This window comes from Pseudomonas sp. KH_046_1 (assembly GCF_057839025.1).
Genome location: NZ_CM174481.1, coordinates 2,196,628 through 2,223,087, shown reverse-complemented (window position 1 = coordinate 2,223,087; position 26,460 = coordinate 2,196,628). Strand labels below are relative to the sequence as shown.

General features: G+C 57.2%; 29 protein-coding genes. 9 read left to right on the top strand and 20 right to left on the bottom strand.

Annotated features, from left to right (window positions below):
• Positions 1 to 3: 3 nt before the first annotated feature.
• The 6 genes from pheT to thrS form a co-directional block, all read right to left on the bottom strand.
• A complete protein-coding gene (gene pheT / locus AC3IT9_RS10225) occupies positions 4 to 2,382 on the bottom strand; it encodes a phenylalanine--tRNA ligase subunit beta (RefSeq protein WP_489272869.1) in 2,379 nt (792 codons plus the stop codon).
• 26 nt (positions 2,383 to 2,408) lie between these two features.
• Positions 2,409 to 3,425 (bottom strand): phenylalanine--tRNA ligase subunit alpha, encoded by a 1,017-nt coding sequence (pheS, locus tag AC3IT9_RS10220; RefSeq protein WP_007975711.1) that lies wholly within the window; start codon positions 3,423 to 3,425, stop codon positions 2,409 to 2,411.
• 109 nt (positions 3,426 to 3,534) lie between these two features.
• Positions 3,535 to 3,891, bottom strand: a complete 357-nt coding sequence (gene rplT / locus AC3IT9_RS10215; RefSeq protein WP_007905879.1) for a 50S ribosomal protein L20 — start codon at positions 3,889 to 3,891, stop codon at positions 3,535 to 3,537.
• A 28-nt stretch (positions 3,892 to 3,919) separates the two neighbouring features.
• Positions 3,920 to 4,114 (bottom strand): 50S ribosomal protein L35, encoded by a 195-nt coding sequence (gene rpmI, locus AC3IT9_RS10210; RefSeq protein ID WP_002553160.1) that lies wholly within the window; start codon positions 4,112 to 4,114, stop codon positions 3,920 to 3,922.
• Positions 4,115 to 4,174: 60 nt separating this feature from the next.
• Entirely contained in the window at positions 4,175 to 4,726 is a 552-nt protein-coding gene (infC, locus tag AC3IT9_RS10205) for a translation initiation factor IF-3 (protein ID WP_172668659.1), read from the bottom strand.
• Positions 4,726 to 6,648 carry a threonine--tRNA ligase gene (gene thrS, locus AC3IT9_RS10200; protein WP_423504612.1) on the bottom strand — a complete coding sequence of 641 codons (1,923 nt, stop codon included), beginning with the start codon at positions 6,646 to 6,648 and terminating at the stop codon, positions 4,726 to 4,728. The genes infC and thrS overlap by 1 nt, the downstream gene beginning before the upstream one ends.
• Positions 6,649 to 7,023: 375 nt before the next feature.
• Here thrS and AC3IT9_RS10195 point away from each other — a divergent pair, with 375 nt between their 5' ends.
• Together AC3IT9_RS10195 and AC3IT9_RS10190 are read left to right on the top strand one after the other, a co-directional pair.
• Entirely contained in the window at positions 7,024 to 7,326 is a 303-nt protein-coding gene (locus tag AC3IT9_RS10195; RefSeq protein ID WP_150727146.1) for a hypothetical protein, read from the top strand.
• A 292-nt stretch (positions 7,327 to 7,618) separates the two neighbouring features.
• Entirely contained in the window at positions 7,619 to 7,831 is a 213-nt protein-coding gene (locus AC3IT9_RS10190; RefSeq protein ID WP_003179963.1) for a cold-shock protein, read from the top strand.
• A gap of 70 nt (positions 7,832 to 7,901) precedes the next feature.
• Here AC3IT9_RS10190 and AC3IT9_RS10185 read toward each other — a convergent pair whose 3' ends face one another.
• Complete coding sequence (locus AC3IT9_RS10185; RefSeq protein WP_489272867.1) at positions 7,902 to 8,222, bottom strand: I78 family peptidase inhibitor; 321 nt, start codon at positions 8,220 to 8,222, stop codon at positions 7,902 to 7,904.
• Between the two features lie 165 nt (positions 8,223 to 8,387).
• Complete coding sequence (locus AC3IT9_RS10180) at positions 8,388 to 8,693, bottom strand: hypothetical protein (RefSeq protein WP_150727144.1); 306 nt, start codon at positions 8,691 to 8,693, stop codon at positions 8,388 to 8,390.
• A 132-nt stretch (positions 8,694 to 8,825) separates the two neighbouring features.
• On the opposite strand from AC3IT9_RS10180, the gene AC3IT9_RS10175 reads away from it, so the two are divergent.
• Entirely contained in the window at positions 8,826 to 9,017 is a 192-nt protein-coding gene (locus AC3IT9_RS10175) for a hypothetical protein (RefSeq protein WP_150752671.1), read from the top strand.
• 43 nt (positions 9,018 to 9,060) lie between these two features.
• Here the strand turns inward: AC3IT9_RS10175 and AC3IT9_RS10170 are convergent, their stop codons facing one another.
• The 8 genes from AC3IT9_RS10170 to AC3IT9_RS10135 all read right to left on the bottom strand — a co-directional run bounded on the left by AC3IT9_RS10170 (position 9,061) and on the right by AC3IT9_RS10135 (position 16,759).
• On the bottom strand, positions 9,061 to 10,038 hold the full coding sequence (locus AC3IT9_RS10170) for a nucleoside hydrolase (RefSeq protein ID WP_489272866.1): 978 nt from the start codon (positions 10,036 to 10,038) through the stop codon (positions 9,061 to 9,063).
• Positions 10,039 to 10,132: 94 nt separating this feature from the next.
• Positions 10,133 to 10,537 carry a D-ribose pyranase gene (gene rbsD, locus AC3IT9_RS10165; RefSeq protein ID WP_150727141.1) on the bottom strand — a complete coding sequence of 135 codons (405 nt, stop codon included), beginning with the start codon at positions 10,535 to 10,537 and terminating at the stop codon, positions 10,133 to 10,135.
• Positions 10,534 to 11,451, bottom strand: a complete 918-nt coding sequence (rbsK, locus tag AC3IT9_RS10160) for a ribokinase (protein WP_150727140.1) — start codon at positions 11,449 to 11,451, stop codon at positions 10,534 to 10,536. Before rbsK ends, rbsD begins: the two co-directional genes overlap by 4 nt.
• A gap of 91 nt (positions 11,452 to 11,542) precedes the next feature.
• Positions 11,543 to 12,562, bottom strand: coding sequence for a LacI family DNA-binding transcriptional regulator (locus tag AC3IT9_RS10155; protein ID WP_489272864.1), 1,020 nt, complete (start codon positions 12,560 to 12,562; stop codon positions 11,543 to 11,545).
• 3 nt (positions 12,563 to 12,565) lie between these two features.
• Positions 12,566 to 13,543, bottom strand: a complete 978-nt coding sequence (locus AC3IT9_RS10150) for an ABC transporter permease (RefSeq protein ID WP_150727138.1) — start codon at positions 13,541 to 13,543, stop codon at positions 12,566 to 12,568.
• The gene (locus AC3IT9_RS10145) at positions 13,540 to 15,093 is read right to left on the bottom strand and encodes a sugar ABC transporter ATP-binding protein (protein WP_489272863.1); all 1,554 of its coding nucleotides are present in this window, start codon (positions 15,091 to 15,093) and stop codon (positions 13,540 to 13,542) included. The genes AC3IT9_RS10150 and AC3IT9_RS10145 overlap by 4 nt, the downstream gene beginning before the upstream one ends.
• Before the next feature lie 55 nt (positions 15,094 to 15,148).
• Positions 15,149 to 16,105, bottom strand: a complete 957-nt coding sequence (locus AC3IT9_RS10140) for a sugar ABC transporter substrate-binding protein (protein WP_150752677.1) — start codon at positions 16,103 to 16,105, stop codon at positions 15,149 to 15,151.
• Between the two features lie 192 nt (positions 16,106 to 16,297).
• Positions 16,298 to 16,759, bottom strand: a complete 462-nt coding sequence (locus tag AC3IT9_RS10135) for a hypothetical protein (protein WP_150752678.1) — start codon at positions 16,757 to 16,759, stop codon at positions 16,298 to 16,300.
• 353 nt (positions 16,760 to 17,112) lie between these two features.
• Here AC3IT9_RS10135 and AC3IT9_RS10130 point away from each other — a divergent pair, with 353 nt between their 5' ends.
• The 3 genes from AC3IT9_RS10130 to AC3IT9_RS10120 all read left to right on the top strand — a co-directional run bounded on the left by AC3IT9_RS10130 (position 17,113) and on the right by AC3IT9_RS10120 (position 19,347).
• Complete coding sequence (locus AC3IT9_RS10130; protein ID WP_095943655.1) at positions 17,113 to 18,201, top strand: asparaginase; 1,089 nt, start codon at positions 17,113 to 17,115, stop codon at positions 18,199 to 18,201.
• Positions 18,202 to 18,383: 182 nt separating this feature from the next.
• Entirely contained in the window at positions 18,384 to 18,653 is a 270-nt protein-coding gene (locus tag AC3IT9_RS10125) for a DUF1654 domain-containing protein (protein ID WP_489272862.1), read from the top strand.
• Between the two features lie 4 nt (positions 18,654 to 18,657).
• A complete protein-coding gene (locus tag AC3IT9_RS10120) occupies positions 18,658 to 19,347 on the top strand; it encodes an endonuclease (RefSeq protein WP_489272861.1) in 690 nt (229 codons plus the stop codon).
• An 89-nt stretch (positions 19,348 to 19,436) separates the two neighbouring features.
• On the opposite strand, the gene AC3IT9_RS10115 is transcribed toward AC3IT9_RS10120, so the two are convergent.
• A complete protein-coding gene (locus AC3IT9_RS10115; protein WP_150727132.1) occupies positions 19,437 to 19,802 on the bottom strand; it encodes an SPOR domain-containing protein in 366 nt (121 codons plus the stop codon).
• A gap of 250 nt (positions 19,803 to 20,052) precedes the next feature.
• Between AC3IT9_RS10115 and csrA the strand changes: the two genes are divergently transcribed.
• Positions 20,053 to 20,244: a carbon storage regulator CsrA gene (gene csrA, locus AC3IT9_RS10110; protein ID WP_053161267.1), complete on the top strand. Its 192-nt coding sequence runs from the start codon at positions 20,053 to 20,055 to the stop codon at positions 20,242 to 20,244.
• A 186-nt stretch (positions 20,245 to 20,430) separates the two neighbouring features.
• On the opposite strand, the gene AC3IT9_RS10105 is transcribed toward csrA, so the two are convergent.
• Positions 20,431 to 20,886: a DUF2214 family protein gene (locus AC3IT9_RS10105; RefSeq protein ID WP_489272859.1), complete on the bottom strand. Its 456-nt coding sequence runs from the start codon at positions 20,884 to 20,886 to the stop codon at positions 20,431 to 20,433.
• A gap of 203 nt (positions 20,887 to 21,089) precedes the next feature.
• On the opposite strand from AC3IT9_RS10105, the gene AC3IT9_RS10100 reads away from it, so the two are divergent.
• Positions 21,090 to 21,842: a carbonic anhydrase gene (locus AC3IT9_RS10100; protein ID WP_150752681.1), complete on the top strand. Its 753-nt coding sequence runs from the start codon at positions 21,090 to 21,092 to the stop codon at positions 21,840 to 21,842.
• Positions 21,843 to 21,917: 75 nt separating this feature from the next.
• Here the strand turns inward: AC3IT9_RS10100 and AC3IT9_RS10095 are convergent, their stop codons facing one another.
• The gene (locus tag AC3IT9_RS10095; protein WP_150727129.1) at positions 21,918 to 22,112 is read right to left on the bottom strand and encodes a hypothetical protein; all 195 of its coding nucleotides are present in this window, start codon (positions 22,110 to 22,112) and stop codon (positions 21,918 to 21,920) included.
• A 388-nt stretch (positions 22,113 to 22,500) separates the two neighbouring features.
• On the opposite strand from AC3IT9_RS10095, the gene AC3IT9_RS10090 reads away from it, so the two are divergent.
• Positions 22,501 to 23,925 (top strand): DUF1254 domain-containing protein, encoded by a 1,425-nt coding sequence (locus AC3IT9_RS10090; RefSeq protein WP_489273498.1) that lies wholly within the window; start codon positions 22,501 to 22,503, stop codon positions 23,923 to 23,925.
• A 282-nt stretch (positions 23,926 to 24,207) separates the two neighbouring features.
• On the opposite strand, the gene AC3IT9_RS10085 is transcribed toward AC3IT9_RS10090, so the two are convergent.
• Entirely contained in the window at positions 24,208 to 24,864 is a 657-nt protein-coding gene (locus AC3IT9_RS10085) for a S1 family peptidase (protein ID WP_150727128.1), read from the bottom strand.
• Between the last annotated feature and the right edge of the window lie 1,596 nt (positions 24,865 to 26,460).

Here is a 26,460-nt window from a genome sequence, read left to right as displayed (position 1 = left end):
ACGTCACTTCCTTAACGTGGCGTTCAACCTTTGTTCGAGCGAGGTGAGGATGTTTTGCGTTGCGGTATTCACCTCATCGTCATTAAGAGTGCGCGATGGATGCTGCCAGGTCAAGCCGACTGCAAGGCTTTTTCTATCAGGATCAATGCCTTTACCCTGATACACGTCAAATAGCCTGAGGTCTGTCAGCCATTCGCCTGCATTTTCACGGATTACGTCCAGTACAGCCGTGGCTGCAACGTCTTTGTGCGCAATCAGTGCAAGGTCACGACGCACTTCAGGAAAGCGCGATAACTCGTGGAATTTAGGCATTTTGCCCGAAGCCACTTCCGCCAGAACCAATTCGAAGACGAAGACCGGACGGTCGAGACCGAGGGTTTTCGACAATTCAGGGTGGATCGCGCCAATGAAGCCGACCAGACGACCGTCACGCTCGATGCGCGCGGTTTGACCCGGGTGCAGCGCTGGGTGCTTGCCCGGCACGAAAGTGAACGTATCCAGAGCACCGGCGAAGCCCAGCACCGATTCCACGTCAGCCTTGACGTCGAAGAAGTCGACGGTATCGCGACCCTGCGCCCAGCCTTCCGGCAGGCGGCTGCCGCAAACAACACCCGCCAACATCGGCTCTTGCTTCAAACCTTCAAGCTGACCAACGAAACGCAGGCCGCTTTCAAACAGACGCACGCGATCCTGCTGACGGTTCAGGTTGTGCTGAAGCGCCTTGACCAGACCCGGCCACAGCGACGAACGCATGGCAGCCATGTCATTGGAGATCGGATTGGCCAGCAGCAACGGCTCCACACCCGGATTAAACAGTTCGAACTGTTTCGGATCGATGAAGCTGTAGGTAATTGCTTCCTGATACCCACGGGCAACCAGCAGGCGGCGCAGTTCAGGCAGGTCGCTACGGGCTTCTGCCTTGGCTTGCGGCGCCAGACGCGCTTGCGGGTAACGAACCGGCAAACGGTTGTAGCCATACAGGCGTGCCAGTTCTTCGATCAGGTCGACTTCCAGGCTGATATCGAAGCGATGGCTTGGCACTTCTACACGCCACTGCCCTGCCCCGTCGGCAGTAATGGTCAGGCCCAAGGCATTGAGCAGACGCTCCACTTCGGCCGAATCCATTTCCATACCCAGCATCTGGGTAATGCGCTGCGCGCGCAAAGTGACCGGCGCAATTTTCGGCAGGTGCTGTTCGCTGACGGTCTCGATGATCGGACCCGCTTCACCACCGGTGATTTCCAGCAGCAAGCCAGTCGCGCGCTCCATGGCTTCGCGGGCCAGTTGCCAGTCCACGCCACGCTCATAGCGATGCGATGCATCGGTGTGCAGGCCATAGGAACGGGCCTTGCCTGCTACGGCGATCTGGTCGAAGAAAGCGCTTTCCAGGAACACATCACGGGTGGTCGCGGAAACACCGCTGTGCTCGCCACCCATGACACCGGCGATTGCCAGTGCGCGGGAGTGGTCGGCAATCACCAGCGTATCGCTACGCAGGCTGACTTCCTGACCGTCGAGCAGCACCAGCTTCTCGCCCTCTTCGGCCATGCGCACACGGATGCCACCGTTGATTTCGGCGAGATCGAAGGCGTGCAGCGGCTGACCCAGTTCCAGCATCACGTAGTTGGTGATGTCGACGGCAGCATCGATGCTGCGCACATCGGCACGACGCAGGCGCTCAACCATCCACAGCGGCGTAGGCCTGGACAGGTCGACGTTACGGATCACACGACCGAGGTAGCGCGGGCAAGCGGCGGGCGCCAGCACTTCTACCGAACGCACTTCGTCGTGCGCGGCAGGAACCGAAGCCACCACCGGACGGACCACAGGAGCGGCGTACAGCGCGCCGACTTCACGGGCCAGACCGGCCAGGGACAGGCAGTCACCACGGTTCGGGGTCAGATCGACCTCGATGCTGGCGTCTTCCAGGTCCAGATAAACGCGGAAATCCTTGCCTACCGGCGCATCGACCGGCAGCTCCATCAGACCGTCATTACCTTCACCGACCTGCAGCTCGGATTGCGAGCACAGCATGCCGTTGGACTCAACGCCACGCAGCTTGGCCTTCTTGATCTTGAAGTCGCCTGGCAGCTCGGCGCCGATCATGGCGAAAGGAATCTTCAGGCCCGCGCGCACGTTTGGCGCACCGCAAACAACCTGGAAGGTTTCCGAACCGTTGCTGACCTGGCACACGCGCAATTTGTCGGCGTCCGGGTGCTGCTCGGTGCTCAGCACCTCGCCAACGACCACGCCACTGAAAACACCGGCGGCCGGCGTAACGCTATCGACCTCAAGACCGGCCATCGACAGACGAGCAACCAGCTCGTCGCGACTTACCTGCGGGCTAACCCAGCCACGCAGCCATTGTTCACTGAATTTCATCCTGCTCTCCTAAGAATTCGTTACGACTAGCGAAATTGCGCGAGGAACCGCAAGTCGTTGTCGAAGAACAGACGCAAGTCGTTCACGCCGTAACGCAGCATGGCCAGACGCTCTACGCCCATGCCGAAGGCAAAGCCCGAGAACTCTTCCGGATCGATCCCGGACATGCGCAGCACGTTCGGGTGAACCATGCCGCAGCCCATCACTTCCAGCCAGCCGGTCTGCTTGCAGACGCGGCAGCCTTTACCGCTGCACATCACGCATTCCATGTCGACTTCAGCGGATGGCTCGGTGAACGGGAAGTACGAAGGACGGAAACGTACCGCCAGTTCCTTTTCGAAGAACACCCGCAGGAACTCTTCGATGGTGCCTTTGAGGTCGGCGAAATTGATGTCGCGATCGATCAGCAGGCCTTCGACCTGGTGGAACATCGGCGAGTGGGTGATATCGGAGTCGCTGCGGTATACACGGCCTGGGCAGACGATGCGGATCGGTGGCTGTTTCGACTCCATGGTGCGGACCTGTACCGGCGAGGTATGGGTGCGCAACAGCATGTTCGCATTGAAATAGAAGGTGTCATGCATCGACCGGGCCGGGTGGTGGCCTGGGATGTTGAGCGCTTCGAAGTTGTGATAGTCGTCTTCGACCTCAGGGCCTTCGGCGATGCCGTAGCCAATACGGGTGAAGAACTGTTCGACGCGTTCCAGAGTGCGGGTAACCGGATGCAGACCACCGGAGGTCTGACCACGGCCAGGCAGGGTCACGTCAATGGACTCGGCGGAGAGTTTGGCAGCCAGATCGGCTTCTTCAAACAATGCCTTGCGCGCATTAAGGACCTCTGTGACACGCTCCTTGGCAACGTTGATCAGCGCACCGACCTGCGGACGCTCCTCTGCCGGCAAATTCCCCAGGGTCTTCATCACCTGAGTCAATTCACCCTTCTTGCCAAGGTAGTGAACCCGGATTTGCTCCAGGGCATTGATATCTTCAGCGCTTTGCACAGCCTCTAGAGCTTGAGAGACGAGCGCATCCAGGTTTTCCATGTACAGACTCCAGATACAAAATAGGGGAAGAGCTTGAAGGCTCTTCCCCTATTTATGACGTTTAACACCTGGCCCCACAGATGCGAGGCCGGGTGACTGTCGGGGGTACTTAAGCCAAGGTGGCTTTAGCTTTCTCGACAATCGCAGCAAACGCCGCTTTTTCGTTCACTGCCAGATCAGCCAGAACCTTACGGTCGATCTCGATGGACGCTTTTTTCAGGCCGGCGATGAAACGGCTGTAGGACAGACCGTTGATACGAGCACCAGCGTTGATACGAGCGATCCACAGAGCGCGGAACTGACGTTTTTTCTGACGACGGTCACGGTAGGCGTATTGGCCTGCCTTGATTACCGCTTGCTTGGCAACACGGAATACGCGGGAGCGTGCGCCGTAGTAGCCTTTAGCAAGTTTCAGAATTTTTTTGTGACGCTTACGGGCAATGACGCCACGCTTTACACGAGCCATGAGTTACTTCCTCTATTCTTGACTAAAATTAACGAAGGCGCAGCATGCGCTCGACTTTTGCCACGTCAGACGGATGCAGCAAGCTGCTACCGCGCAGTTGACGCTTACGCTTGGTCGACATTTTGGTCAGGATGTGGCTCTTGAAAGCGTGCTTGTGCTTGATACCGTTAGCAGTTTTCAGAAACCGCTTAGCAGCACCACTTTTGGTCTTCATTTTTGGCATGTTCGGATACTCCGCATTCAGTTGATAAACATAATCAGAAGGCCTGCCGTGCCCTGTTGATTACTTCTTCTTTTTCGGGGCGATGACCATGATCAGCTGGCGTCCTTCCATCTTAGGATGCTGTTCGACCGAACCGTACTCGAGCAAGTCACCTTCAACTCGCTTGAGGAGTTCCATCCCCAGCTCCTGGTGGGCCATCTCACGGCCGCGGAATCGCAAGGATACCTTGGCCCTGTCCCCATCACTCAGGAAACGTACCAGGTTGCGCAGTTTTACCTGGTAATCCCCTTCCTCCGTCCCTGGACGAAACTTGATTTCTTTAACCTGAATCTGCTTCTGGTTTTTCTTGGCCGCAGCAACCTGCTTCTTCTTTTCGAAGATCGATTTGCCGTAGTCCATCAGTTTGCAAACAGGTGGTACTGCATCGGCGGAAATCTCCACCAGATCCAGCTTGGCCTCTTCAGCCTTAAGAAGCGCGTCTTCAATTGACACAATCCCAAGCTGTTCACCTTCAGCACCAATTAACCGAACCTCGCGGGCCGAGATATTCTCGTTGATCGGGGCTTTCGGTGCAGCTCGTTTATCTTGTCTCATTTCACGCTTAATAATAATTACTCCGAATCTGGGCGACCACGCCGGGAAACCGCTTGCGCGAGAAACTCAGCGAACTGGGCGACGGGCATCGAGCCCAGGTCAGCACCTTCACGAGTACGCACAGCGACAGTCTGCATCTCGACTTCCCGATCTCCGATAACCAAGAGATAAGGAACCTTGAGCAAAGTATGCTCGCGGATTTTAAAGCCGATCTTTTCATTTCTCAAGTCAGACTTGGCACGAAACCCGCTTTCGTTGAGAGTTTTTTCCACTTCGGCGGCAAAATCAGCCTGTTTATCAGTGATATTCATCACCACTGCCTGGGTCGGAGCCAGCCACGCGGGGAACGCGCCCTCGTAGTGCTCGATCAGGATTCCGACGAAACGTTCGAAGGACCCCAGGATCGCCCGGTGCAACATGACCGGGTGCTTGCGGCTGTTGTCTTCGGAGACGTATTCGGCTCCCAGACGGACAGGCAGGTTAAAATCGAGCTGCAGGGTACCACATTGCCAGACGCGACCGAGGCAATCTTTCAGCGAGAACTCGATCTTCGGACCGTAGAACGCACCCTCGCCCGGTTGCAGATCGTACGGCAGGCCCGCGCTATCAAGGGCTGCGGCCAGTGCAGCTTCGGCGCGATCCCAAAGTTCGTCGGAACCGACGCGTTTTTCCGGACGAGTGGACAGCTTCATCTCGACATCTTTAAAGCCGAAATCGGCGTAGACGTCCATGGTCAGCTTGATAAACGCGGCGGACTCGGCCTGCATCTGCTCTTCGGTGCAGAAGATGTGGGCATCGTCCTGAGTGAACGCGCGCACGCGCATGATGCCGTGCAAGGCACCCGATGGCTCGTTACGGTGGCATGCACCGAACTCGGCCAGGCGCATCGGCAACTCGCGGTAGCTTTTCAGGCCCTGGTTGAACACCTGCACGTGGCAAGGGCAGTTCATTGGCTTGATCGCGTAGTCGCGGTTTTCCGACTGGGTGGTGAACATGTTGTCGGCGTAGTTGGCCCAGTGCCCGGATTTTTCCCACAGGCTGCGATCAACGACTTGCGGCGTCTTGATTTCCAGGTAGCCGTTGTCGCGCTGAACCTTGCGCATGTACTGCTCGAGCACCTGGTACAAAGTCCAGCCGTTCGGGTGCCAGAACACCATGCCCGGCGACTCTTCCTGGGTGTGGAACAGGCCCAGGCGCTTGCCGATCTTGCGGTGGTCGCGTTTTTCGGCTTCTTCAATGCGCTGGATGTAAGCGGCCAGTTGTTTCTTGTCCGCCCATGCGGTGCCGTAGACGCGCTGCAATTGCTCGTTCTTGGCATCGCCACGCCAGTAGGCGCCGGACAGCTTGGTCAGCTTGAAGGATTTCAGGAAGCGGGTGTTCGGCACGTGCGGACCGCGGCACATGTCGACGTATTCTTCGTGATAGTACAGGCCCATGGCCTGCTCGTTCGGCATGTCTTCGACCAGGCGCAACTTGTAGTCTTCGCCACGGGCCTTGAACACTTCGATCACTTCGGCTCGCGGAGTGACTTTCTTGATCACGTCGTAATCTTTCTCGATCAGCTGCTGCATGCGCTGTTCGATGGCGGCCAGGTCGTCCGGGGTGAAAGGACGTTCGAAGGCGATGTCGTAATAGAAACCTTCGTCGATGACCGGACCGATGACCATCCTGGCGGTCGGGTACAGCTGCTTGACCGCGTGGCCAACCAGGTGGGCGCAAGAGTGGCGAATGATCTCCAGCCCCTCTTCATCCTTTGGCGTGATGATTTGCAGCGACGCGTCGCCGTCGATGATGTCGCTGGCGTCGACCAGCTTGCCATCGACCTTGCCGGCAACGGTGGCCTTGGCCAGGCCAGCACCGATGGATGCGGCGACCTCGGCTACGGAAACCGGGTGATCGAATGAACGTTGACTGCCGTCGGGAAGAGTAATAGTTGGCATGGCGCCTCCTCTCCTAGTGGTGACCCCTACCAAAGGTCACGTGGGTTGGGATGAGCCAGTACAAGATCCGGTCCAGGCCGTTCAATGACGAACGCCTGCCTTACAGCGGCAGGAGCCTTGCGGCCAACCGGAAAACCGAACCAGAGTGACTGGGATTCAAATCAGGGTTAATCGTGCATCTGCCGCTACCGGGACTGAAGGTCCGTCGGAGCCTGCAAACGCCCGAGCCACGCATGCTAGCACAGATGAACGGTTGCCACGGTGCGCAGGTTTTGCAGCGGGGTAAATTGGCTGTTTTTATGCCAGAGTGCTGAACTTGAAGCGCACTATCCCCCTCAGATAACAAGATATTTGACCCACAAGGAGTATCTCAGCATGCGTCTGAATCGTTTATTTGCCGTAGTCGCCCCCGTCATTCTCCTGCTGCCACTGGCCGCCCATGCAGAATGGCCGAAAGGCGAACGAGAGAAATACATGGCTCAGTGCGTTCCTGCCGCTGCCGAGAAGATTGGTACGCCAGCAGCGAAATCCCACTGCGCCTGCGGTGCCGATGCCATCAAATCGTACCCTGCCGCCGATATTCAGGCCCTGATGAACAACACGGCCAGCGACACATTGAAGCAGCAGGCACTGAGCAAAATTGCAGCCTGCAAGGCCACCAAAAAAGAGCAAAAATAAGCCCGCCCCCACGCTTTCAGTCCCTGAAATACTGTTAAAAAGCTGCTGAAACAGGTCCTTTCGTACAATTTATTCAGGTTTTTCAGCTTTTTTTATCGCCTTAACTTTCGGCCGAAAGCCTTATAGAACGGGGCTTTCAGCTGCTAAAGGACACAAAGAAAATACGACTGGATGGCAAACAGTGCGTCCGGGGGGGTCCCAAAGCGAACATTTCGACTATGATACTCGGGTGTGCCCAGTTGGCCTGAGCAGCACAGTACTACTGAAAATATATGTTTCTTGGAGATACACCATGTCTAATCGCCAAACCGGCACCGTTAAATGGTTCAACGATGAAAAAGGCTTCGGCTTCATCACTCCTCAAGGTGGCGGTGACGACCTGTTCGTACACTTCAAAGCTATCGAAAGCGACGGTTTCAAAAGCCTGAAAGAAGGCCAGACTGTTTCCTTCGTGGCTGAGAAAGGCCAAAAGGGTATGCAAGCTGCTCAAGTTCGCCCAGAGTAATTTCCAGGCGCACTAAAAAAACCCCGTCCATGTGACGGGGTTTTTTATGGGTGAAACAAAAGCCGGGCGATCAGCCGCAGTTGACGCGGGTCACTACCCGGCTGGCATCGGTGTTCAGGTTCAGGCGATCGGAACGGTATTCCAGCGTCACCATATCGGTTGGCAGCAGGAACCGTGCACTTTGCGCCCCTGCGCGGGTACGCGCCTGTTCGAGCAGCTGCGGCGACGCCTGTTTACCGATGGTGAACTCGGCAGCCTTTGCCTCACAGCGACTGTGACCCGTGTCAGTCGTCGCAACATCAGTGGTTGCCGACTCCGTAGAGGCAGTGCTGCAACCGGCCAGCATGGCAACGGCCAACAAAGTACCCAATGACGCGAGCTTCCAAGGCATGAAGCCTCCTTATTCAATGATTAGGCTGAGATCGTGCGACAACCAGACTGGCGTTTGGTTTCACAGGGAGCACTGGCACCCTGCCCATGATCCGGACGAGCCGCGATTCTGCCTGAGCGTCGCCCTACCCTTAACCACTGAATCGTGACTGAATATGAACGACGCTCAATATATGTCGATATAGTCGAAAGGCGGATTGGGCCAGTTCTCTTTCAAGGCATTGAAGATTTGCATGACCCAGACTTCATCGCTGGCCGCGACCCGCCCGACATAACCGGAGCCCTTGGCCCAGGTTTCGAGCCGGAACAACAACCCGTCGATATCGGTGCCGCCCACGACACCCGAGGAGATGTAGGCAATGCCGCCTTTGGTGACCCGCAACTGGGTGTGCTCATCGTCACTGGCGCCGGCCAGCAACTGACGCACCGCCTCGAGGGTCAGGCCATCCGGGGAGTTCAAATCGATCTGCACAGCGCGTTCCTTGAATATTCGTCAGAGACCAAGTGTCGCACAGCCCTCCTTTCATGCCTAAGTCGACGTGTCAAAAGCCCCGCAAAATGGTTAACTCGGCACTCAGACTTCCCCGACCCCACGAGTGCCATCATGACCACCGTAAGCATCGACGCTGACATCAAGGCCAAGTGGCAAGACGGCCACAGCTCCTACAGCCCAGGCAGCACGGAAGAGCTCGCCATTATCGGTATCGACCTGCTGGTCAGGGACCTTGGAACCGAAGCCGCCCAATCGTTCATCGAGCAGATCTTCGAGAAACATCTGTCGGACCAAAAGACCTAAGCGGTTAGCGCGAGGGCGTGAAACCACCTGCGGGAGATGATGCTTACTTCAGGCGGGCCAGGCGCTCGGTCAGCAGATCGAAGAAGCCCTGGGCGTCGCCGCTTTCTACCCAAAAGGCGTTCTTTGGCGCTTTCAAGCCGTCATACCAGTCAACGATGGTTTGTCCAAAGGTCGGTCCTTCGCGGCTGTCGACCACCACGTTGACCGAGCGACCGCTGAACAATTGCGGCTTGAGCAGATAAGCGACAACCGTGGCGTCATGCACCGGGCCGCCTGGAAGGCCGTAGTGCTCCATGTCGCCCTTGATGTATTCATTGAGAATGCCGCTCACCAATCGGCTGGCGTTGTTATTCAGCGCGGCAATCTGGTTCAGGCGCGCTTCGCTGGTAAGGATCTTGTGGGTCACATCCAGCGACAGGTAGGTCAGCTTCACGCCACTGTTGAGCACCACTTCGGCCGCTTGCGGATCGGCGAACAGGTTGAACTCGGCCACCGGCGTGATGTTGCCGCCGTTGAAGTGCGCGCCGCCCATGACCACCACTTCCTTGATGCCCTGAACGATACCCGGCTCCTGGATCAGCGCCAGGGCCAGGTTGGTCTGTGGGCCTAGCATGGCGATGGTAATGCTGTGGGGCTCGGCAGATTTCAGGGTATCGATCAGATAAGTGATGGCGCTGCCCTTGGCCAGGCCTTTCCTGGGCTCATGCACGGCAATGCCCGACAACCCCTCCTTGCCATGAATATCCTCGGCATAGATGGGTGTGCGCACCAGGGGTTTGGGCGCCCCCGCATAGACCGGAACCTCTTCGCGCCCCGCCCACTCCCGGGCCAGTCGCGCATTGCGCGAAGTCTTGTCCAGGCGAACGTTGCCGGCAACGGTGGTCAATGCCCGGACATTCAATTCGTCCGGCGATGCCAGGGCGAACAACAGGGCAACAACGTCGTCAGCCCCCGGATCGGTGTCGATGATCAGGTCGATCTTTGGTGCCGCGTGGGCGTTCGTTGCGGTCTTCAGGGTCAAAAGCAGCAGGCTCCAGAGCAGTGGGTGCAGTTTCTGAGCATAGCGATACGGGGCGCACGCCTTGTACCGGGAACATCAAAACGCAGACAGCCCATCAAAACGTAACGCCGGCGACCAGCACAATGTTGCAGTACGGTTGGCATTCGCCTGTACGAACAATCGCTCTGGCTTGTCGGCTCAGGACCTTGAATTGCTCATGGGTGAGCAACTCACGCCGACCCAACACACCTTCGCCATCCAGCGCTTCCAGCGCGACCAGGGCCGACGGCTTTTTATCGAAGATTTCCTGAGCCAGCACATGGCTTTCGACCTGCATCTCGCTGAGCACGACCTTCAAGGTGCTGACAAAATCCGGAATGCCATGGGTCAGGGCCAGGTCGATCAATTCAACGCCCGGTGGAACCGGCAGGCCCGCATCCCCGATGACAACCAAGTCGCCGTGTCCCAAAGACGCGATCAATCGCGACAGCGCAATGTTGAGCAGAGGTGTCTTTTTCATGGAGTTTTAAACGCCTGTACATCGCTCAAGGCGGGAATCGAAGGTTGCGCGCCGGCACGGGTAACCGACAGCGCCGCAGCCACCTGCCCGAAGCGGATCGCCTGCACCTCATCTTGACCCGCGGCCAGCGCCGCAGCGAAACCGCCCACAAACGTATCGCCGGCCGCCGTGGTATCGACAGCTTTTACCACGGGCGCAGGGAAATGCTCGAAGCGTTGGCCATCGGCAAACAGCGAACCTTGCGCACCGAGGGTGATGATCACCTTGCCGGCGCCCAGGGCAATCAGGCGGGTCGCCGCCGCTTGCGCGGTGTCCAGGGAGTCCACCGACAGTCCGCTCAGGGCCGACGCTTCGCTCTCGTTGGGAATCAGGTAATCGATGGACGCGTACCAGTCCGCTGGCAGCGGACGGCTGGCCGGGGCCGGGTTGAGGATAACTGTCTTGCCCAGTTCGCGGCCGCGCTTGAGCGCATGTCCAACAGAAGCATCGGGCACTTCCAGCTGACAGATGAGTACGTCCGCCGCGCGTATCACCGAATCAAAACGGTCAATGGCTTCAGCGGTCAATGCACCGTTGGCACCGGGGACGATCACGATTGTGTTCTGACTGCTGTCATCGACCACAATCAACGCCACGCCGCTGGAACCGTCAACGGTGCTCACCGCCTGGCAATCGATCTGCTCGGCCAACAGCGCGCCGCGCAGCGCCTCACCATAAGCGTCGTTGCCCACGCAGCCGATCATCGACACCCGGGCTCCCAGCCGCGCCGCAGCCACGGCCTGATTGGCACCCTTGCCGCCGGAGACGGTGGTAAACGACTGACCAATCAGCGTTTCACCGCCCTTGGGCAAGCGTGGCGCCCGGGTCACCAGGTCCATGTTCAAACTGCCTATTACCACTACTTTTGCTGGCATACATTGCTACTCATCGATTCTGTTTCGGCGGCGCTGTAGATTCAGCGGCTTTCCGTTTTCAACGGCTGTCTGTTTTCAACGGCTTTTTGTTTCAACGGAATTGGGCAAACACGCCGGCCAGCGGCGCCGTCGATTCACGCATGACGATACTCGGCGTCACGACCCGCTGATCGGTCGCCAGGCCCGGCGTGGCGATTCGCCGTAAAAGCACTTCGGCAGCCATTTCGCCGAGTTGCAGGATCGATTGCCCGACCGTGGTCAACGACGGGTAGACATACCGACTCATCTGGATATCGTCGAAGCCGATCACCGACAACTCGCTCGGTACGCGAATATTGCGCTCGGCGGCGGCCCGCAGCACGCCGATGCCGATCATGTCGTTGGCGGCAAAAATGGCGCTGGGCGGATTGCTTTCCAGCAGAGTCGCGGCGGCACTGTAACCGCCGGTGCTGGTGAAATCGCTTTCCAGCATGCGCTCGGGAGAGACTTCGACGCCCGCCTCCTTCAAGGCCCGGCGATAACCCGCCAGACGCATCTGCGCCACACTGGTGTTTTCCGGCCCGCTGATGGTGGCGATATCCCGGTGGCCCAGCTCCAGCAGGTGCCGGGTCGCCAGATACGCGCCGTATTCATGGTCGATGCGCACCAGGTCCGCATCGACACCGTCCAGTCCGCGGTCGACGATCACCATTGGCGTGCGGACACCTTTCAGACCTTGCACCAGGCCACTGTCGCCGCCGGCCGAGGCGACTATCAGGCCGTCGATGCGTTTTTCCAGCAGCACCCGCAGGTAGCTGCGCTGCTTGTCCGGATTGTCGTCGGAGTTGCACAGGATGACGCAGTAACCGTTTCGCTCGCAGTAATCCTCGATACCCCGGGCCAGTTCGGCGAAATACGGGTTGAGGCTGTTGGGGACCAACAGGCCGATGGTTGCCGTGGTCTTGGCCTTGAGCGAACGGGCCACCGCGCTGGGGACGTAGTCGAGGGTCTGGATTGCCGCCTCGACCTTGATCCGGACTTCTTCACTGACCGGGCGGGTCTTGTTCACCACATGGGAAACCGTGGTGTAGGAAATGCCGGCAAGGGCTGCCACATCTTTGATAGTCGCCATGACTCAGGTCCGCCGGCTTGCGCGTTGACTGCGATAAGTGTCCAGCACCACCGCCACCACGATCACCGCGCCGGTAATGATGCGTTTGGTCGGCTCGGTTGCCCCGATCTGCGCCAGCCCCGCGGCCAGCACGGAAATGATCAGAACGCCAAAAAACGTGCTGATCACCGAACCGCGCCCGCCCATCAGGCTGGTCCCGCCGATCACGACGGCCGCGATCACCTGCAACTCAAGTCCGGAGCCGGCATTCGGGTCAGCGGCTTCCAGGCGAGAAATCTGGAACAACGCGGCAATACCGGCCAGCAACCCCATCAGGCTGAAGACCAGGATTTTGTATGGCTTCGGATTGATCCCCGCCAGCCGCACGGCCTCTTCGTTGGTGCCGATACCGATCAGGTAACGACCAAACACCGTGCGGGTCAACACGGCCTGGGCGACGAAAATGATCAGCAACGCAATGATGAACGACGGCGAAATGCCGAAGGCAATCGGGTTGGACAACCAGGCGAACGCATCGCCGATGTAGGCCGTACGCGAACCGGTCATCTGGTACGCCACCCCGCGAGCCATTTCCAGTACGCCCAGGGACACGATGAACGACGGAATCCGCCACGCCACCGTGATCGAGCCGGTGATGGTACCGGCGAGCGCCGCGACGGCCATGCCCAGCAGCGCCGCCGGCAGCACGCCCCAGCCCCAGCCAAGAATCGCCACGCTCACGGTCGAGGCCGCCAGCGCCAGCACCGAGCCTACCGACAGGTCGATGCCACCGATGATCAACACAAAGGTCATGCCGACCGCCAGCACCATCAGGTCCGGAATCTGGTTGGCCAAGGTGCTGAAAGTATCGTAGGACAGAAAATGACTGCTCAGCACCGAGAACAGCACGATCATCGCCAACAAAGCACCCGCCAGCCCCAGATAGGTGCCCAGGCCGTAGAAGTTGCCACTGCGTGTGCCGGCGAAAGAAGCGGTTTTCATGGAAGATCCCTAGGCGCGGCTTCAATGAGCTGCGCATCACGTTTTTGGTAGCCGGCGAAAGCAGCGGCGAGCAACTCATCCTGGGTCCAGCTGTCGCGATCGAAGGTATCGATCAGCCTCCCCGCCGACAGCACGCCGATCCGGTCGCAGATCAGCATCAGCTCGCGCAAGTCGCTGGAAACCACCACCAGCGCCTTGCCCTGGCGGGTCAATTCGCCGAGCAGGTTGTAGATATCGAACTTGGCGCCGACGTCGATGCCGCGAGTCGGCTCGTCGAACAGCAGTACCGAGCAATCGCGTTCCAGCCAACGGCCGATGACGACCTTCTGCTGATTACCGCCGGACAACTCGGACACCAACTGTGCCGGACCAGAGCTGCGAATGCGCATGGCGTCGATCTGACGCTGGGCCAAGGCGTTTTCGCCATCGTGGTCGACAAAGCCCGCGCTGGAGATGCCGGGCATGTTGCCCAAGGCGATATTGGCGCCGATCGATTGCGTCAACAAAAGGCCTTCGCCCTTGCGATCTTCAGTGATCAACGCGATGCCATGCCCGACCGCATCCACTGGCGAGCGCACATTGATGACCTGCGCCGGCGCCCCCAGGGCAATCGTGCCGCTGTCGGCGATATCGGCACCGAAGATCAGACGCAGCAATTCGGTGCGCCCCGCGCCGATCAAACCGGAAATGCCGAAAATCTCTCCGGCACGGACTTCGAACGACACGTCGCGAACCTTGTCGGCACGGCTCAGGCCCTTTACCGTCAACACCGGAGCGCCGATCTTGCGCGCCCCCATATCGATATGTTCGCCGAGCTCGCGACCGACCATCAGCGTGACCAGTTGCTCGCTGTTGTAGTTGGCCATCGGCTCCACACAAACCAGGTTGCCATCGCGCAGCACGGCAATACGCTGCGCGACTCGTGCCAGTTCTTCGAGGCGATGGGAGATGTAGATGATCGATACGCCGCGAGCCTGCAGGCGAGTGATCTGCTCGAACAGCATTTCGACTTCGCGTGCAGTGAGCATCGCGGTCGGCTCATCGAGAATCAGCACATGACAATCGCCAATCAGGTTGCGGGCGATCTCCACCATTTGCTGGTGGCCGATGCCCAGTTCGCCGACGAGGGTGTCCGGGTCAATGGCGTCGAGCCCGACATGCGCCATGGCCTCGATGGCAGCCTTGCGCAACTGCTTGCGACTGATCCAGCCACCTTTGCTGGGCAGGTTGTCGAGAAACAGGTTTTCCGCCACCGACAAGGTCGGCAGCAGATTGAGTTCCTGCATGACCATGCGGATACCCAGCGCTTCAGCCTGAGCCCGGCTGCCCGGACGATAGTCCTGCCCCTGAAACTGCATCTGGCCGGTGGTCGGCGTGACCAGCCCGCCAATAATCTTCGAAAGCGTGCTTTTGCCTGCACCGTTCTCGCCGGTCAACGCCAGCACTTCCCCGCGCATGAGCGTCAGGTCGATGCCGGTAAGAACCGGTTGGGCGTAGGTCTTGCCGATACCGCTGACCGAGAGGACAGCGTTCGGAGCGCAAACTGACATAAAAACTCTCCATACGCTCGTCCAGCTGGACGAGCGCCGTTATGTCGCCAGAAGGCTACTTGGTGACCAGCTCTACCGGCGTTTCGATCACGCCATTGGCACCGCCGTCGACCTGCTCGCCCTTGAGAATTTTCAATGCAGTCTCGATGCCGAACACCGCCTGTCTGGCCGCAAACTGGTCCGCCGTGGCCAGCACGCGACCATCCTTGAGCATTGGCTGGATGGCATTGATGTTGTCGTAGCCGACCACTTGCACCTTGCCGGCCTTGCCCGCGGCGCGCACGGCAGATACCGCACCGACCGCCATGCTGTCGTTACCGGCCAACAGGGCCTTGGTTTGCGGGTATTCGCTGAGAATCGATGCGGCGACCTTGTTGCCCTTGTCGATCTCCCAGTCACCGGATTGCAGGGACACGACCTTGATCTGCGCCGCCTCCATCGCATCCTTGAAACCTGCGGTCCGCTGTTGGGCATTGGTGGTGGTGGACACACCTTCGATGATGCCGACTTCGTCACCGACCTTCAGCTGTTTGGCCAGGTAATCCCCCACCAGCCGTGCGCCCTTGCGGTTGTCCGGGCCTACGAACGGAACATTGATGTTTTTGCTTTTGACGACGGCTGGGTCCAACTGGTTGTCGATGTTGATCACGGTGATACCGGCATCGATGGCTTTCTTGATCACCGGGACCATGGCCTTGGAGTCTGCCGGTGCAATCACCAGTGCGTTGACCTTGGCCAGGATCATCTGCTCGACGATGCGCGTCTGGCCCGCGGTGTCGGTTTCATCCTTGATGCCGTTGGAGATGAGCTCGAATTCGCCGGAGTGATCTTTCTGGTAGGCCTTGGCGCCGTCTTCCATGGTCAGGAAGAACTCATTGGCCAGGGATTTCATGACCAGTGCGACTTTCGGCTTTTCAGTGGTTTCAGCAAAAGCCGAGGAGACAGGCAATGCAGCGGATGCGGCAGCCAGCATAGCGACAGCAAGAAGACGTCCAGCGAATGGCAGCTTCATGGGTTCACTCCGATCTTATGATTATTGTGAGCAACGCTTGCGCTGGCGTAAGCTTCACGACCCAGCGCGATGAAAAGTCATCACTGGCGTCGCGCAAACGTTTGCGTAAACCAAACTATGCGAACCCTGCCGGTATTTGTCAACGACCGGAAAAGTGCTTTCACGGATGTTTAGCGAAAAACGGCATTCAGTTCATGCCGTGGTGTTGACCACCGATCCCGTGCCAGAACCCTTGGCCAGTTCTTTGATCAGGCTCGCGCTCACTTGCAGGATGGCGCCGTTGGTGTCGGCAACCTGCCCCTCAATGGCCGCTACTGCGGTGGTCTTGGCTTGCGGAGTCGGATAGGACGCCGCCTGGGCTTGCGCCAATTGCTGCTGTTGCTCGCGCAATTGCTGCTGCAGCTCCTTCAGACGCTTGAGCAAGACCTTCACCGCAACGCTGGTGTTATCGCCGGTTTGCGATTCGGCCTGTGCGCCGGCACTTTCTCCCAGACCTACCGGGCCCGTCTTGACCTGAGTGCCGTCGCTTTTCTTTGTACCCAGCGCCTGAGCAGCCGCATCCTCTGTCACATCGCCTAAAGCACGAATGGTCGTCGCAGACTTTCCCCCAATGGTGATGCCCGCGGCATTTGGGAAGCCAATAGATAACGACATGTGAACTCCTGCAGAAAAAGATCCCTTGAAGGAGCATCGACCGACGCACTCGTTTCTTTAGTCGTTAACGACGATTTGACGCGTTGAAATCTTAAACATGGCTGCCATCCGTTTCGGAGAGCCGAACGCGAAAGTTAAACATGTTCGGTAATCCGGACGCCAAGCCCCGAAACCGCCTCCGGACACAAACAGCAATACCGTTACAAATCATTAAGTTAGGCGTGTTTTTTCGATTCAGGGTATTACTGGTACAGATCCTGCTCTTCCTCTCGCACCCCCGGCGTTCAGATTCGCCTGGGTCGTATCTAGATGAACTTGCATCTGCACCGTCTCACAACTAGAAGAGAAAAATAATGACATCTGCACTCAAGACCTTTGTTCCGGGCGCCTTGGCCCTCCTGCTGCTTCTGCCCACTGCCCTTCAGGCCAAAGAAGCCGAAACCCAACAAAAACTGGCCAACGTAGTAATCCTGGCCACGGGTGGCACCATTGCCGGCGCGGGCGCCAGCGCCGCCAACAGCGCAACCTATCAAGCGGCGAAAGTCGGCATTGAACAGTTGATCGCCGGCGTTCCTGAACTGAGCCAACTGGCTAATGTTCGCGGCGAACAGGTCATGCAGATCGCCTCCGAAAGCATTACCAACGAAAACCTGCTGCAACTGGGTCGCCGTGTCGCCGAGCTGGCCGACAGCAAAGACGTCGATGGCATCGTGATCACCCACGGCACCGACACCCTGGAAGAAACCGCATACTTCCTGAACCTGGTGGAAAAAACCGAGAAGCCGATCATCGTCGTGGGCTCCATGCGCCCGGGCACCGCGATGTCCGCCGATGGCATGCTGAACCTGTACAACGCGGTGGCCGTGGCCAGCAGCAAAGACGCGCGGGGCAAAGGTGTGCTGGTGACCATGAACGATGAAATCCAGTCGGGTCGCGACGTCAGTAAAATGATCAACATCAAGACCGAAGCGTTTAAAAGCGCCTGGGGTCCGTTGGGCATGGTAGTAGAAGGCAAATCCTACTGGTTCCGCTTGCCAGCCAAGCGTCACACCATGGATTCCGAGTTCGACATCAAGACCATCAAGAGCCTGCCTGACGTCGAGATCGCCTATTCCTACGGCAACGTCAGCGATACCGCCTACAAGGCCCTGGCTCAATCGGGCGCCAAAGCCATCATTCACGCCGGCACCGGCAATGGCTCGGTCTCCTCGCGGGTAGTCCCGTCCCTGCAAGCCCTGCGCAAGGACGGCGTGCAGATCATTCGCTCCTCCCATGTCAACGCCGGTGGCTTCGTATTGCGCAACGCCGAACAGCCTGACGATAAATACGACTGGGTCGTGGCCCACGATCTGAACCCGCAGAAGGCGCGGATCCTGGCAATGGTCGCGTTGACCAAAACCAATGACAGCAAAGAACTGCAACGGATGTTCTGGGAATACTGATTCGCCCTCGCCCGACCGGATCCGGTCGGGCACCCCGTGCGCCATTCGCCAGCCTTGGCGAGTGGCTGCCGCTGGATCTGACAAAAAAACTCCCTTCGTCTTACGCCAAACGGAACAAACCGCTGTCAGAGGGTTTTCTTGTTTTTTAAGCAGTTGCGAAATGGCCTACAGTTAAATACTGTATGCACGTACAGCTTAATAAGGATAATTCCGTGGATACCACCTCCTCCTCTCCTGAGACCTATGTACGCATGGGCCTGCGCGTTCAGAAAATCATCAACTCTCCCACCGCACAAAAGGCCAGGGCAGCACTGATCTTCCGCCTTCCTGACGAACCAGTGGATGAATGGGAACGCTTGCTGGAAGAAATCGACGAGAACGACAACGTCACCCTCGCCTATCGCGACGATGGCGGCGTGCAGATTTTCTGGGTTTTGCCGAAGGAAGATTGAGTCGATGAGTGTCCGCTGGTTTGCTTTGCTGTTTCTGTTTTTTGTCGTGGGCGCGCAAGCCGACGCTCCGCGCACCTTCACTGAAGCGAAAAAGGTGGCGTGGAAGCTCTACGCTCCCCAATCCACCGAGTTTTACTGTGGCTGCAAGTACACCGGCAACCGGGTGAACCTTGCCGCCTGCGGTTATGTGCCACGTAAAAATGCCAAACGCGCAGCCCGCATCGAGTGGGAACATATTGTTCCGGCCTGGCAAATTGGTCATCAACGCCAGTGCTGGCAAGAGGGCGGCCGCAAGAACTGCACCCGCTACGACCCGGTTTACCAGAAGGCCGAGGCTGATTTGCACAACCTGGTGCCCAGCATTGGCGAGGTCAATGGCGATCGCAGCAACTTCAGCTTCGGATGGCTGCCCGAGCAGTCGGGGCAATATGGTTCCTGCCTGACCCAGGTCGACTTCAAGGCAAAGAAAGTCATGCCCCGCCCTTCCATTCGCGGCATGATCGCCAGGACCTACTTCTACATGAGCAAGCAATACGGCTTGCGCCTGTCGAAACAGGATCGGCAACTGTATGAAGCCTGGGACAAGACCTATCCGGTACAAGCCTGGGAGCGCCAGCGGAACCAGAGCGTGGGGTGCGCCATGGGACGCGGCAACGAGTTCGTCGGCCCGGTAGACATGAAGGCCTGCGGTTGAATCCAGAACGGGACACCTGAAACGACAAAGGCCTCGAGGTTAAACACCCGAGGCCTTTTTTGTTTCTTCAACGCCTGCGCTACAGAACGTTATTGAGCGACCGGACGCTCAAGCACCAGCAATTCGATGTTCTGCTTCTTCGCGCGAGTGAGCGCCGCGCGGACTTCATCCTGCTTGGCTTCGGCTTCGGCTTTCGAATTGAACGGCCCCATCAGGACTCGGGTATTTCCATTTTCCTTGACGACGCTGGACATGAAGCTGTGCTCGATCAGCCAGCCACTCAGATCGCTGACCGCTTGAGGGGTTTCACCTCGCACTTCAAGATCCCATTGCGGGCCGGACACTGGCGCGGGTACGGCAGCCATGGCCGGCTTAGGCTTCGGCGCATCCACACTGCTGCCCTCACCACATCCCGCCAGTGCCAATATCGCGATTACCAAAACCATTTTGCGCACGACGCTTCCCTCCAAATGCATAAAGCGGAGATTTTAACATCCATGAATACTTCGCGAGTGCCGTAAAATGGGCTCAAAACAACGAGATTGATGGTTGCGGCCTCTGTATAGTTACGCCTTGGGAATTAATGCCGCGTCTGCGCGTCAGAAAGAGGCACCCAAACCGTGAGACTTCGCACTAATCTATACATACCACCGACCTCTGCACTGTCCGAATCAGGTGCCCCACAAAGCAATCAAGGAGAAGACCATGCTGATACTCACCCGCAAAGTCGGTGAAAGCATAAACATTGGTGATGACATTACGATCACCATCCTGGGCGTAAGCGGCCAGCAAGTCAGGATCGGCATCAACGCCCCGAAGGACGTTGCAGTGCATCGTGAAGAAATTTATCAGCGCATTCAGGCCGGCCTCACCGCCCCGGAAAAGCCGCAACCCTGAATTCTGCTGCAGTCAGTAGCCAGCCCGTTCAGCCCGGAACCACGGCTGGCTAAAGATTCATCACCCCCATCGCCCTCCGCTTGCGCTCCCACTCAAACCTCAGGGGCCGATACTAGCGGCAAGCTCCACTCTTTTGCTGTCAGACGTTTCTGGTTTACCCCAGGGAAGGACGCGTTCGCTGCGTGGTTAACCAAGCATCACGCCACGTGCCATGCCAGTCGCCGCCACCACCATCAGCAGCACCAGCAACGCCTCGATATGACTGATCCGTGCAAACAGCTTCGCCCGGCCGGTATCGATCGCCACTTTACGGCCCAGCGCTATCCGCCATTTGATCAGCGTCACCATGGGTGCAATTTCCAGCAGCAAGATCAGGACGAACAGCGTCATCTTCAGATGAAACAGCGGCTGATGCAGGTAATAGTCCGTGCCTTTCTCGTACCCGCCAAAGGCTCGCATCCCCCCACTGATCAGTAAAACGACAGCTGAAATACCCCAGATATTGTCCGCCATCAGAACACTGCGCACTTCTGCCGCCCCGTCGGCCAAACGCCGAAAAGCCGTGCCTCGAACCAACACCGCCCAAAATCCCAGGGCCAATGCCAGAAGATGAACCGCCGCCAGAAACCAGTGAGTCAGCATCGAGAAACTCCTGCCAGGTCGAAGTTGTATGAGCCTGTCAGTAGTAGCCCATGAAATGGCTGCTTGCACGGCATCTGTGGACAATGTCCGGAACAAAAAATGACAGACCAACTAGACTCCACTGCGCTGGTATTGAGCGTCCGTGGCAGTGCCGGCCCCGACAGCAACTCACTCTCACTGCATTGAACTGAGTAAACAAAATCATGTGTGAATCATGTGATTCAAGCTCTGCTTCAAACACAACAGGCCGTCGTCGTTTTCTACAATTTGCCGGATTGAGCGCAGGCGCCCTGCTGCTGACCGGCACACTGCCCGGCAAGATCCTCCAGGCAGCCGAAAAAACGTCAGCCCCACCCAAACCTCAAAACGTAATCAGTCCTGATATGGCGTTGAAAAGACTGATGGAGGGCAATGAACGATATGTAAGCGGTACTTCCAAGACGCATGATTTCAAGGCGGAGCGAGAGGCCCTGGTGTCCGGTCAGAATCCGTTCGTGGCCGTGCTGAGCTGCTCTGACTCGCGCATCGCTCCGGAATATGCGTTTGACACCGCACGAGGCGATCTTTTCTCCATCCGCGTCGCCGGCAACTTCGTTACCCCGGAAGGCTTGGCCAGTCTTGAATACGGGGTTGCCGTGCTTGGCGCCCCGCTGATTCTCGTACTTGGACATGAGAGCTGCGGCGCCATCGAGGCCGGTATCAAGGCCGTCAAGGATCAGACGATTTTCCCCGGCCATATCCCGAAACTGACTGACGCACTCAAGTCAGCCGTCGAGGCAGTACTCAAGCAGCCCGGAAACCTGATGGAGAACGCCACCGCGCAAAACGTCAAAAATTCGGTCAACAGCCTGAAACAGGCCTCGCCACTGCTGACTGATGCGCAGAGCAAAGGCGCGCTGAAGATCGTGGGCGGTATCTATCGTCTGGCAAGCGGCAAGGTAGAGCTGATCGTTTGACCCACAACGCGCACATCACCAGCATCGGTGCATATCCGCACATGCGAAGAGCCCAGCGCGACGGCTGGGCTCTGGTTATTTTCGATTTTCCATCATTTTGTCGGCGAGTGTTTTGGCCCTCTCGATCAACAGGTTCTGCCTGTCTTCGTGAGTAGCCCCGCCAACAACCGGGGCAGTCAAATTGCTTTCGGCAATCAATGCAGCGCAGAAGTATTGATCCCAGACAGCCTTGTCCACAGATGCCGGTTTGATGATTTGATCGACGTTCATAGGCGGCTCCTTTCAATGAGGCAGCACTACTAGTTTACGCCCGAATGACCAAGAATCCTGGCCATCACTCTCAGTGGTCCGCCATTCGTCGCCTGCCAAAACACAACGAGGAATTCGCCCGCATCCGTGGCTTGTGGCTTGCACAGATCGCGTGTTGCAGCGCCGGAGCTTCGAGGTACCGTCCTACTTTACTTGTCCGGGCATCTCATCTTTCAAACACAGCGAAGTGACTGCCAACTGGATGCCAGGCTCAGCAAATAACACGCAATGACTTGTGGATTGAAAATCCATGGACTAGACATAACCCCACAGTCAGCTTCCCCAAAGATCGGTAATGATTCTTGGTACCTACTCACTTATCCGGCTTGACGAATGGAGATGCATGTTCATGAAAAACCCACTACCGAAAGCCCTTGGCGGTACGGTGATATTGCTGGCGTCATTCATATCCACTTTCACCCACGCAGCTGATATCACTCCCGCTGAAATGAAGGCTATCGCCACGGAAGGCTACATCTACGGCCTGCCCATCGTGATGAACTACGCGATCATGTACGACTATGCCGTAGACAAACACTCCGGACAGTTCAAGGCGCCGTTCAACCAGATTCATAACCTGCACCATGTCGCGACCTACATGGACACAGCTGTAATATCGCCAAACAGCGACACGCCCTATTCGATGTTATTCATGGACCTGCGCAGCGAGCCAATGGTGTTATCGGTTCCGGCGGTAGAGAAACCGCGGTATTACTCGGTTCAGCTCATCGACGGCAACACCTACAACTACGGTTACATCGGCAGCCGCGCCACCGGCAACGAAGCTGGCGACTACATGGTAGTCGGACCCGACTGGAAGGGCGCGACCCCGCCGGGCATCAAGAAGGTTTTTCGTTCCGGCACGCAATTCCCCTTTGCGCTCTTTCGCACCCAGCTCTTCAACCCGGCTGACCTGCCGAACGTAATAAAGGTCCAGTCAGGCTACAAGGCACAGCCGCTATCAGCCTTTCTCAAGCAACCTGCGCCGCCTGCCGCGCTGGCGCTCGACTTCCCGAAGATCAACACGGACCTCGCGAAGACCGGCTTCTTCAAGTATCTCGACTTTGCCTTGCAGTACGCCCCGGCCGCACCGGATGAAGTGGCGATCCGGGAGAAACTTGCCCGGATCGGCATTGGCGCTGGCAAGGACTTCAACTTCCAGGATCTGTCCGCCGAGCAAAAGGCCGCAGTGGTTCAGGGCATGCAGGCCGGGCACGCACAGGTCGAGGAAGGGATCAAGAATCTCGGCACGAAGATCAATGGCTGGAACATTGTCGGTGCCGGCGGCGACAGCGCCTTCTACAACGGCGACTGGCTCAAGCGTGCCGCCGTCGCGCAAGCGGGCATCTATGCCAACGATGCCGAGGAAGCCACGTATCCGCTGTCCAAAACCCTGCCCGATGGCGAGCCGCTTGACGGCAGCAAGCACAACTACGCCATCACCCTGCCCGCCGGACAATTCCCGCCAGTCAACGCCTTCTGGTCAGTGACCATGTACGACGGTAAATCGCAACTGCTGATCAAAAATCCGATCAATCGCTACCTCATCAACTCGCCGATGCTGCCCGAGATGAAAAAGAATGCGGACGGCTCGTTGACGCTGTACATCCAGAAGGATTCACCGGGCGCGGATAAGGAAAGCAACTGGCTGCCCGCACCGAATGATCTGATCTACCTCGTCATGCGGCTGTATTGGCCAAAGACGCAAGCGCCTTCCATCCTGCCTCCCGGCAAAGGGACGTGGAGCCCGCCCGAGATCGTCAAAGTCAATTGAGCAAGTTGTTGTACCGCCACCCACTCAGGGGCCAACAAAAGGATACGGGGAGTCGGATGCGAAATAAGCGCATTCGATCCGGTCTTAACACAGGGTCATACGTCAATTATGACCCTGTAGCCCTGTTTGCAGAATTGACTACCAGCGCACGCCTTTAAAGGGATTCCATCCCTGCTCACATTTCAACAAAAAAGGGCCCACCTTTCGGTGAACCCTTCCAGACCGCCCGGTAGAGCGGATTTTTTTGTTAGGCACGATGGCCATTTGGTTGATAGCTGAAAGCTACTTCACCACATACCTCGCACCCTGTGGATCGTTAAGTTTTGCCTGCAATATCCCCCACTCGCGCTGAATGATCGAATAAGGAATGAAAATGCTGATCCTCTCAGCCCCCTTTACACCGGAGTTATTGCTCACATCGTTCAGAGTGGTTGAATAGAAACCGATATTGATGCCGACAACACAGCCGTCACTGGTGAGGACCGGCCCACCCGACATACCCTTGACCAGCGGGGCATCATGGATGGCATAGAGATCACCGCTGTGTTCATCGGCATTGACGAACGGCGTTTGATACACCTTGCCTTTCCCGGTAGCGGTCATGAGGTAAGGACTCGCCCCAACGGCAGTGATGCTCTCGCCCACACGCGGTGCGCGCCATGATGGGTAGCGGCCGTTGGCCTTGTGCAGGATGAAGACGAGATCGCAGCCTGTGCTGCAGCTGTACTTCACGTTGGGGATGAACGGAGTGTGGCGGGTGGTTACCGCATAGTCATCGTTCCATTGCACGGCCGAGGCCATGTATAGATACGGTGCGGGAAACCCCGAATAGACTGAAAAGTATGAATCATTGGCAGGACCCGAAAAGTCGGGTTTTACGATGCCGTTGCATCCTGCAGTTACAGCTCCAATTAAAAAGTAGGCCATGATCTTGATCATGATATATCACCGACTTAATTGGGAGAATGTGACTGTTTTTTGTTGTCAGTATTTTGGCTTTTGTCGGGTTGCAGTACTCCTCGCCGCTTGTTCTAGTTGGACGTTTTCTTACTTATGGCTGAGTTTGTAATGACGCGTATGAATAAATCGCGCTAAGGCCAATCGCTTTTCGATCAACTCCAAAGTTCAAATATTTGGCGCCTGAAAAATGTTAAAAACGAGGAAAAAAAACAAGAGTTTCTATAGACTCCTTCGTTAGTGGTGCCTGCCTGAATCAATCGCTATGCCTGTCACCCACAAGAGCGACAAGAAGCCTGATGGTAGTCCGATCGTCCTGCACCGCAGTAGCGCCGCAACTGGCTTTATATTTAGCCAAGTTGGACACGACTCATCCAACTTAGAAAGCTTGAAAAAACCTTGTCTTGGGGTCGACATAACTTGAGGTTAATATAACTGATAGTAAATCAACTCAGCTGACTGAAATTATTCCACATGTAAAAGACCTGATTGATCCCGACCAGGAATCTTCTCTTATTCCTTTCGTACCTCGTGGCACAAGCAGTTGCTGCTCTCGGCCCATCTGGCGGAACCGTGCTACTTGGGGCTTGAACGTGCGTAGCAAGCACCCTGGTGATTCCAAGGGGAGTAATTATCCAAGACGAGAACCCCTTGGTATCTATCCTGCTATGGCAAGCGGGATCAAACGTAGACTTTGTGACATCTGAAAACTTCTCGGCCTTTACCCGCACCGGCCTGCCAGTTGCAATAGATAGCCGGGCGCCCTCTTGGTTCGAATCAAGAAACGCTCAAGTCAATGGCAACAGAGAAAATAACGATATCGGCCGGGTATGCTGCGTCTATGGTGCCGGTACGATAATAGATCACGCTGTAATCGGATGGGGCACTCGTGGTGGCCGTTAAACCGACTGCGCAACTAACACATCTAACAATGCTTCGGTTGCCCGCGACAATAACGGAGACGGCTGGATAAACCGTGGGCCGCATAATGTCCACTGGCATGCGAAATGAAGGCCGGAACTATTCCAGTGAAATTCTCGAAGGAACATACAAAAGAGCGCCCACTTATTGCACTATTCTACATTGCTTTCAGGGAGACATGAGTTGGACAAGTGCAAGCGGTCAGATTACTGCGGATGGCGGCTCGCTAGAAACTAATGCGGGATTGTGTTTGATCTAAAGTCTTAACCAGTTTTTCGCTGGCCAAGGAGCCGACATGGTTACATGTTACGGGCTCTCGCAACATGATTGGAGTGTGGCGAGGCCTCACTCGCGCGGCAGGGCCTACAGCCGAACCAGATGCCTGGGTCACCAGAATCACCGGGGACTTTAACAGCGTCGGTGTTATGCAGAAGCAGAACTAACTGGCTTGTCGCCTGCATCTTGCCTGAATGGGTGCCCACCCTGACCAGTTGCTGGCCATTCAGTAATCCATCTGAAACACACCAGGCCGGGCGAGCGGTCATGACTTTACCCAGCGCAGCGCCAAGTGTCCCGAAGACAATCCTGAACAAAATTAACATTGAGCCTGCAGTTGAATGGCGGGCGAGGACCCCGTGTGAATACTTATCGACACAC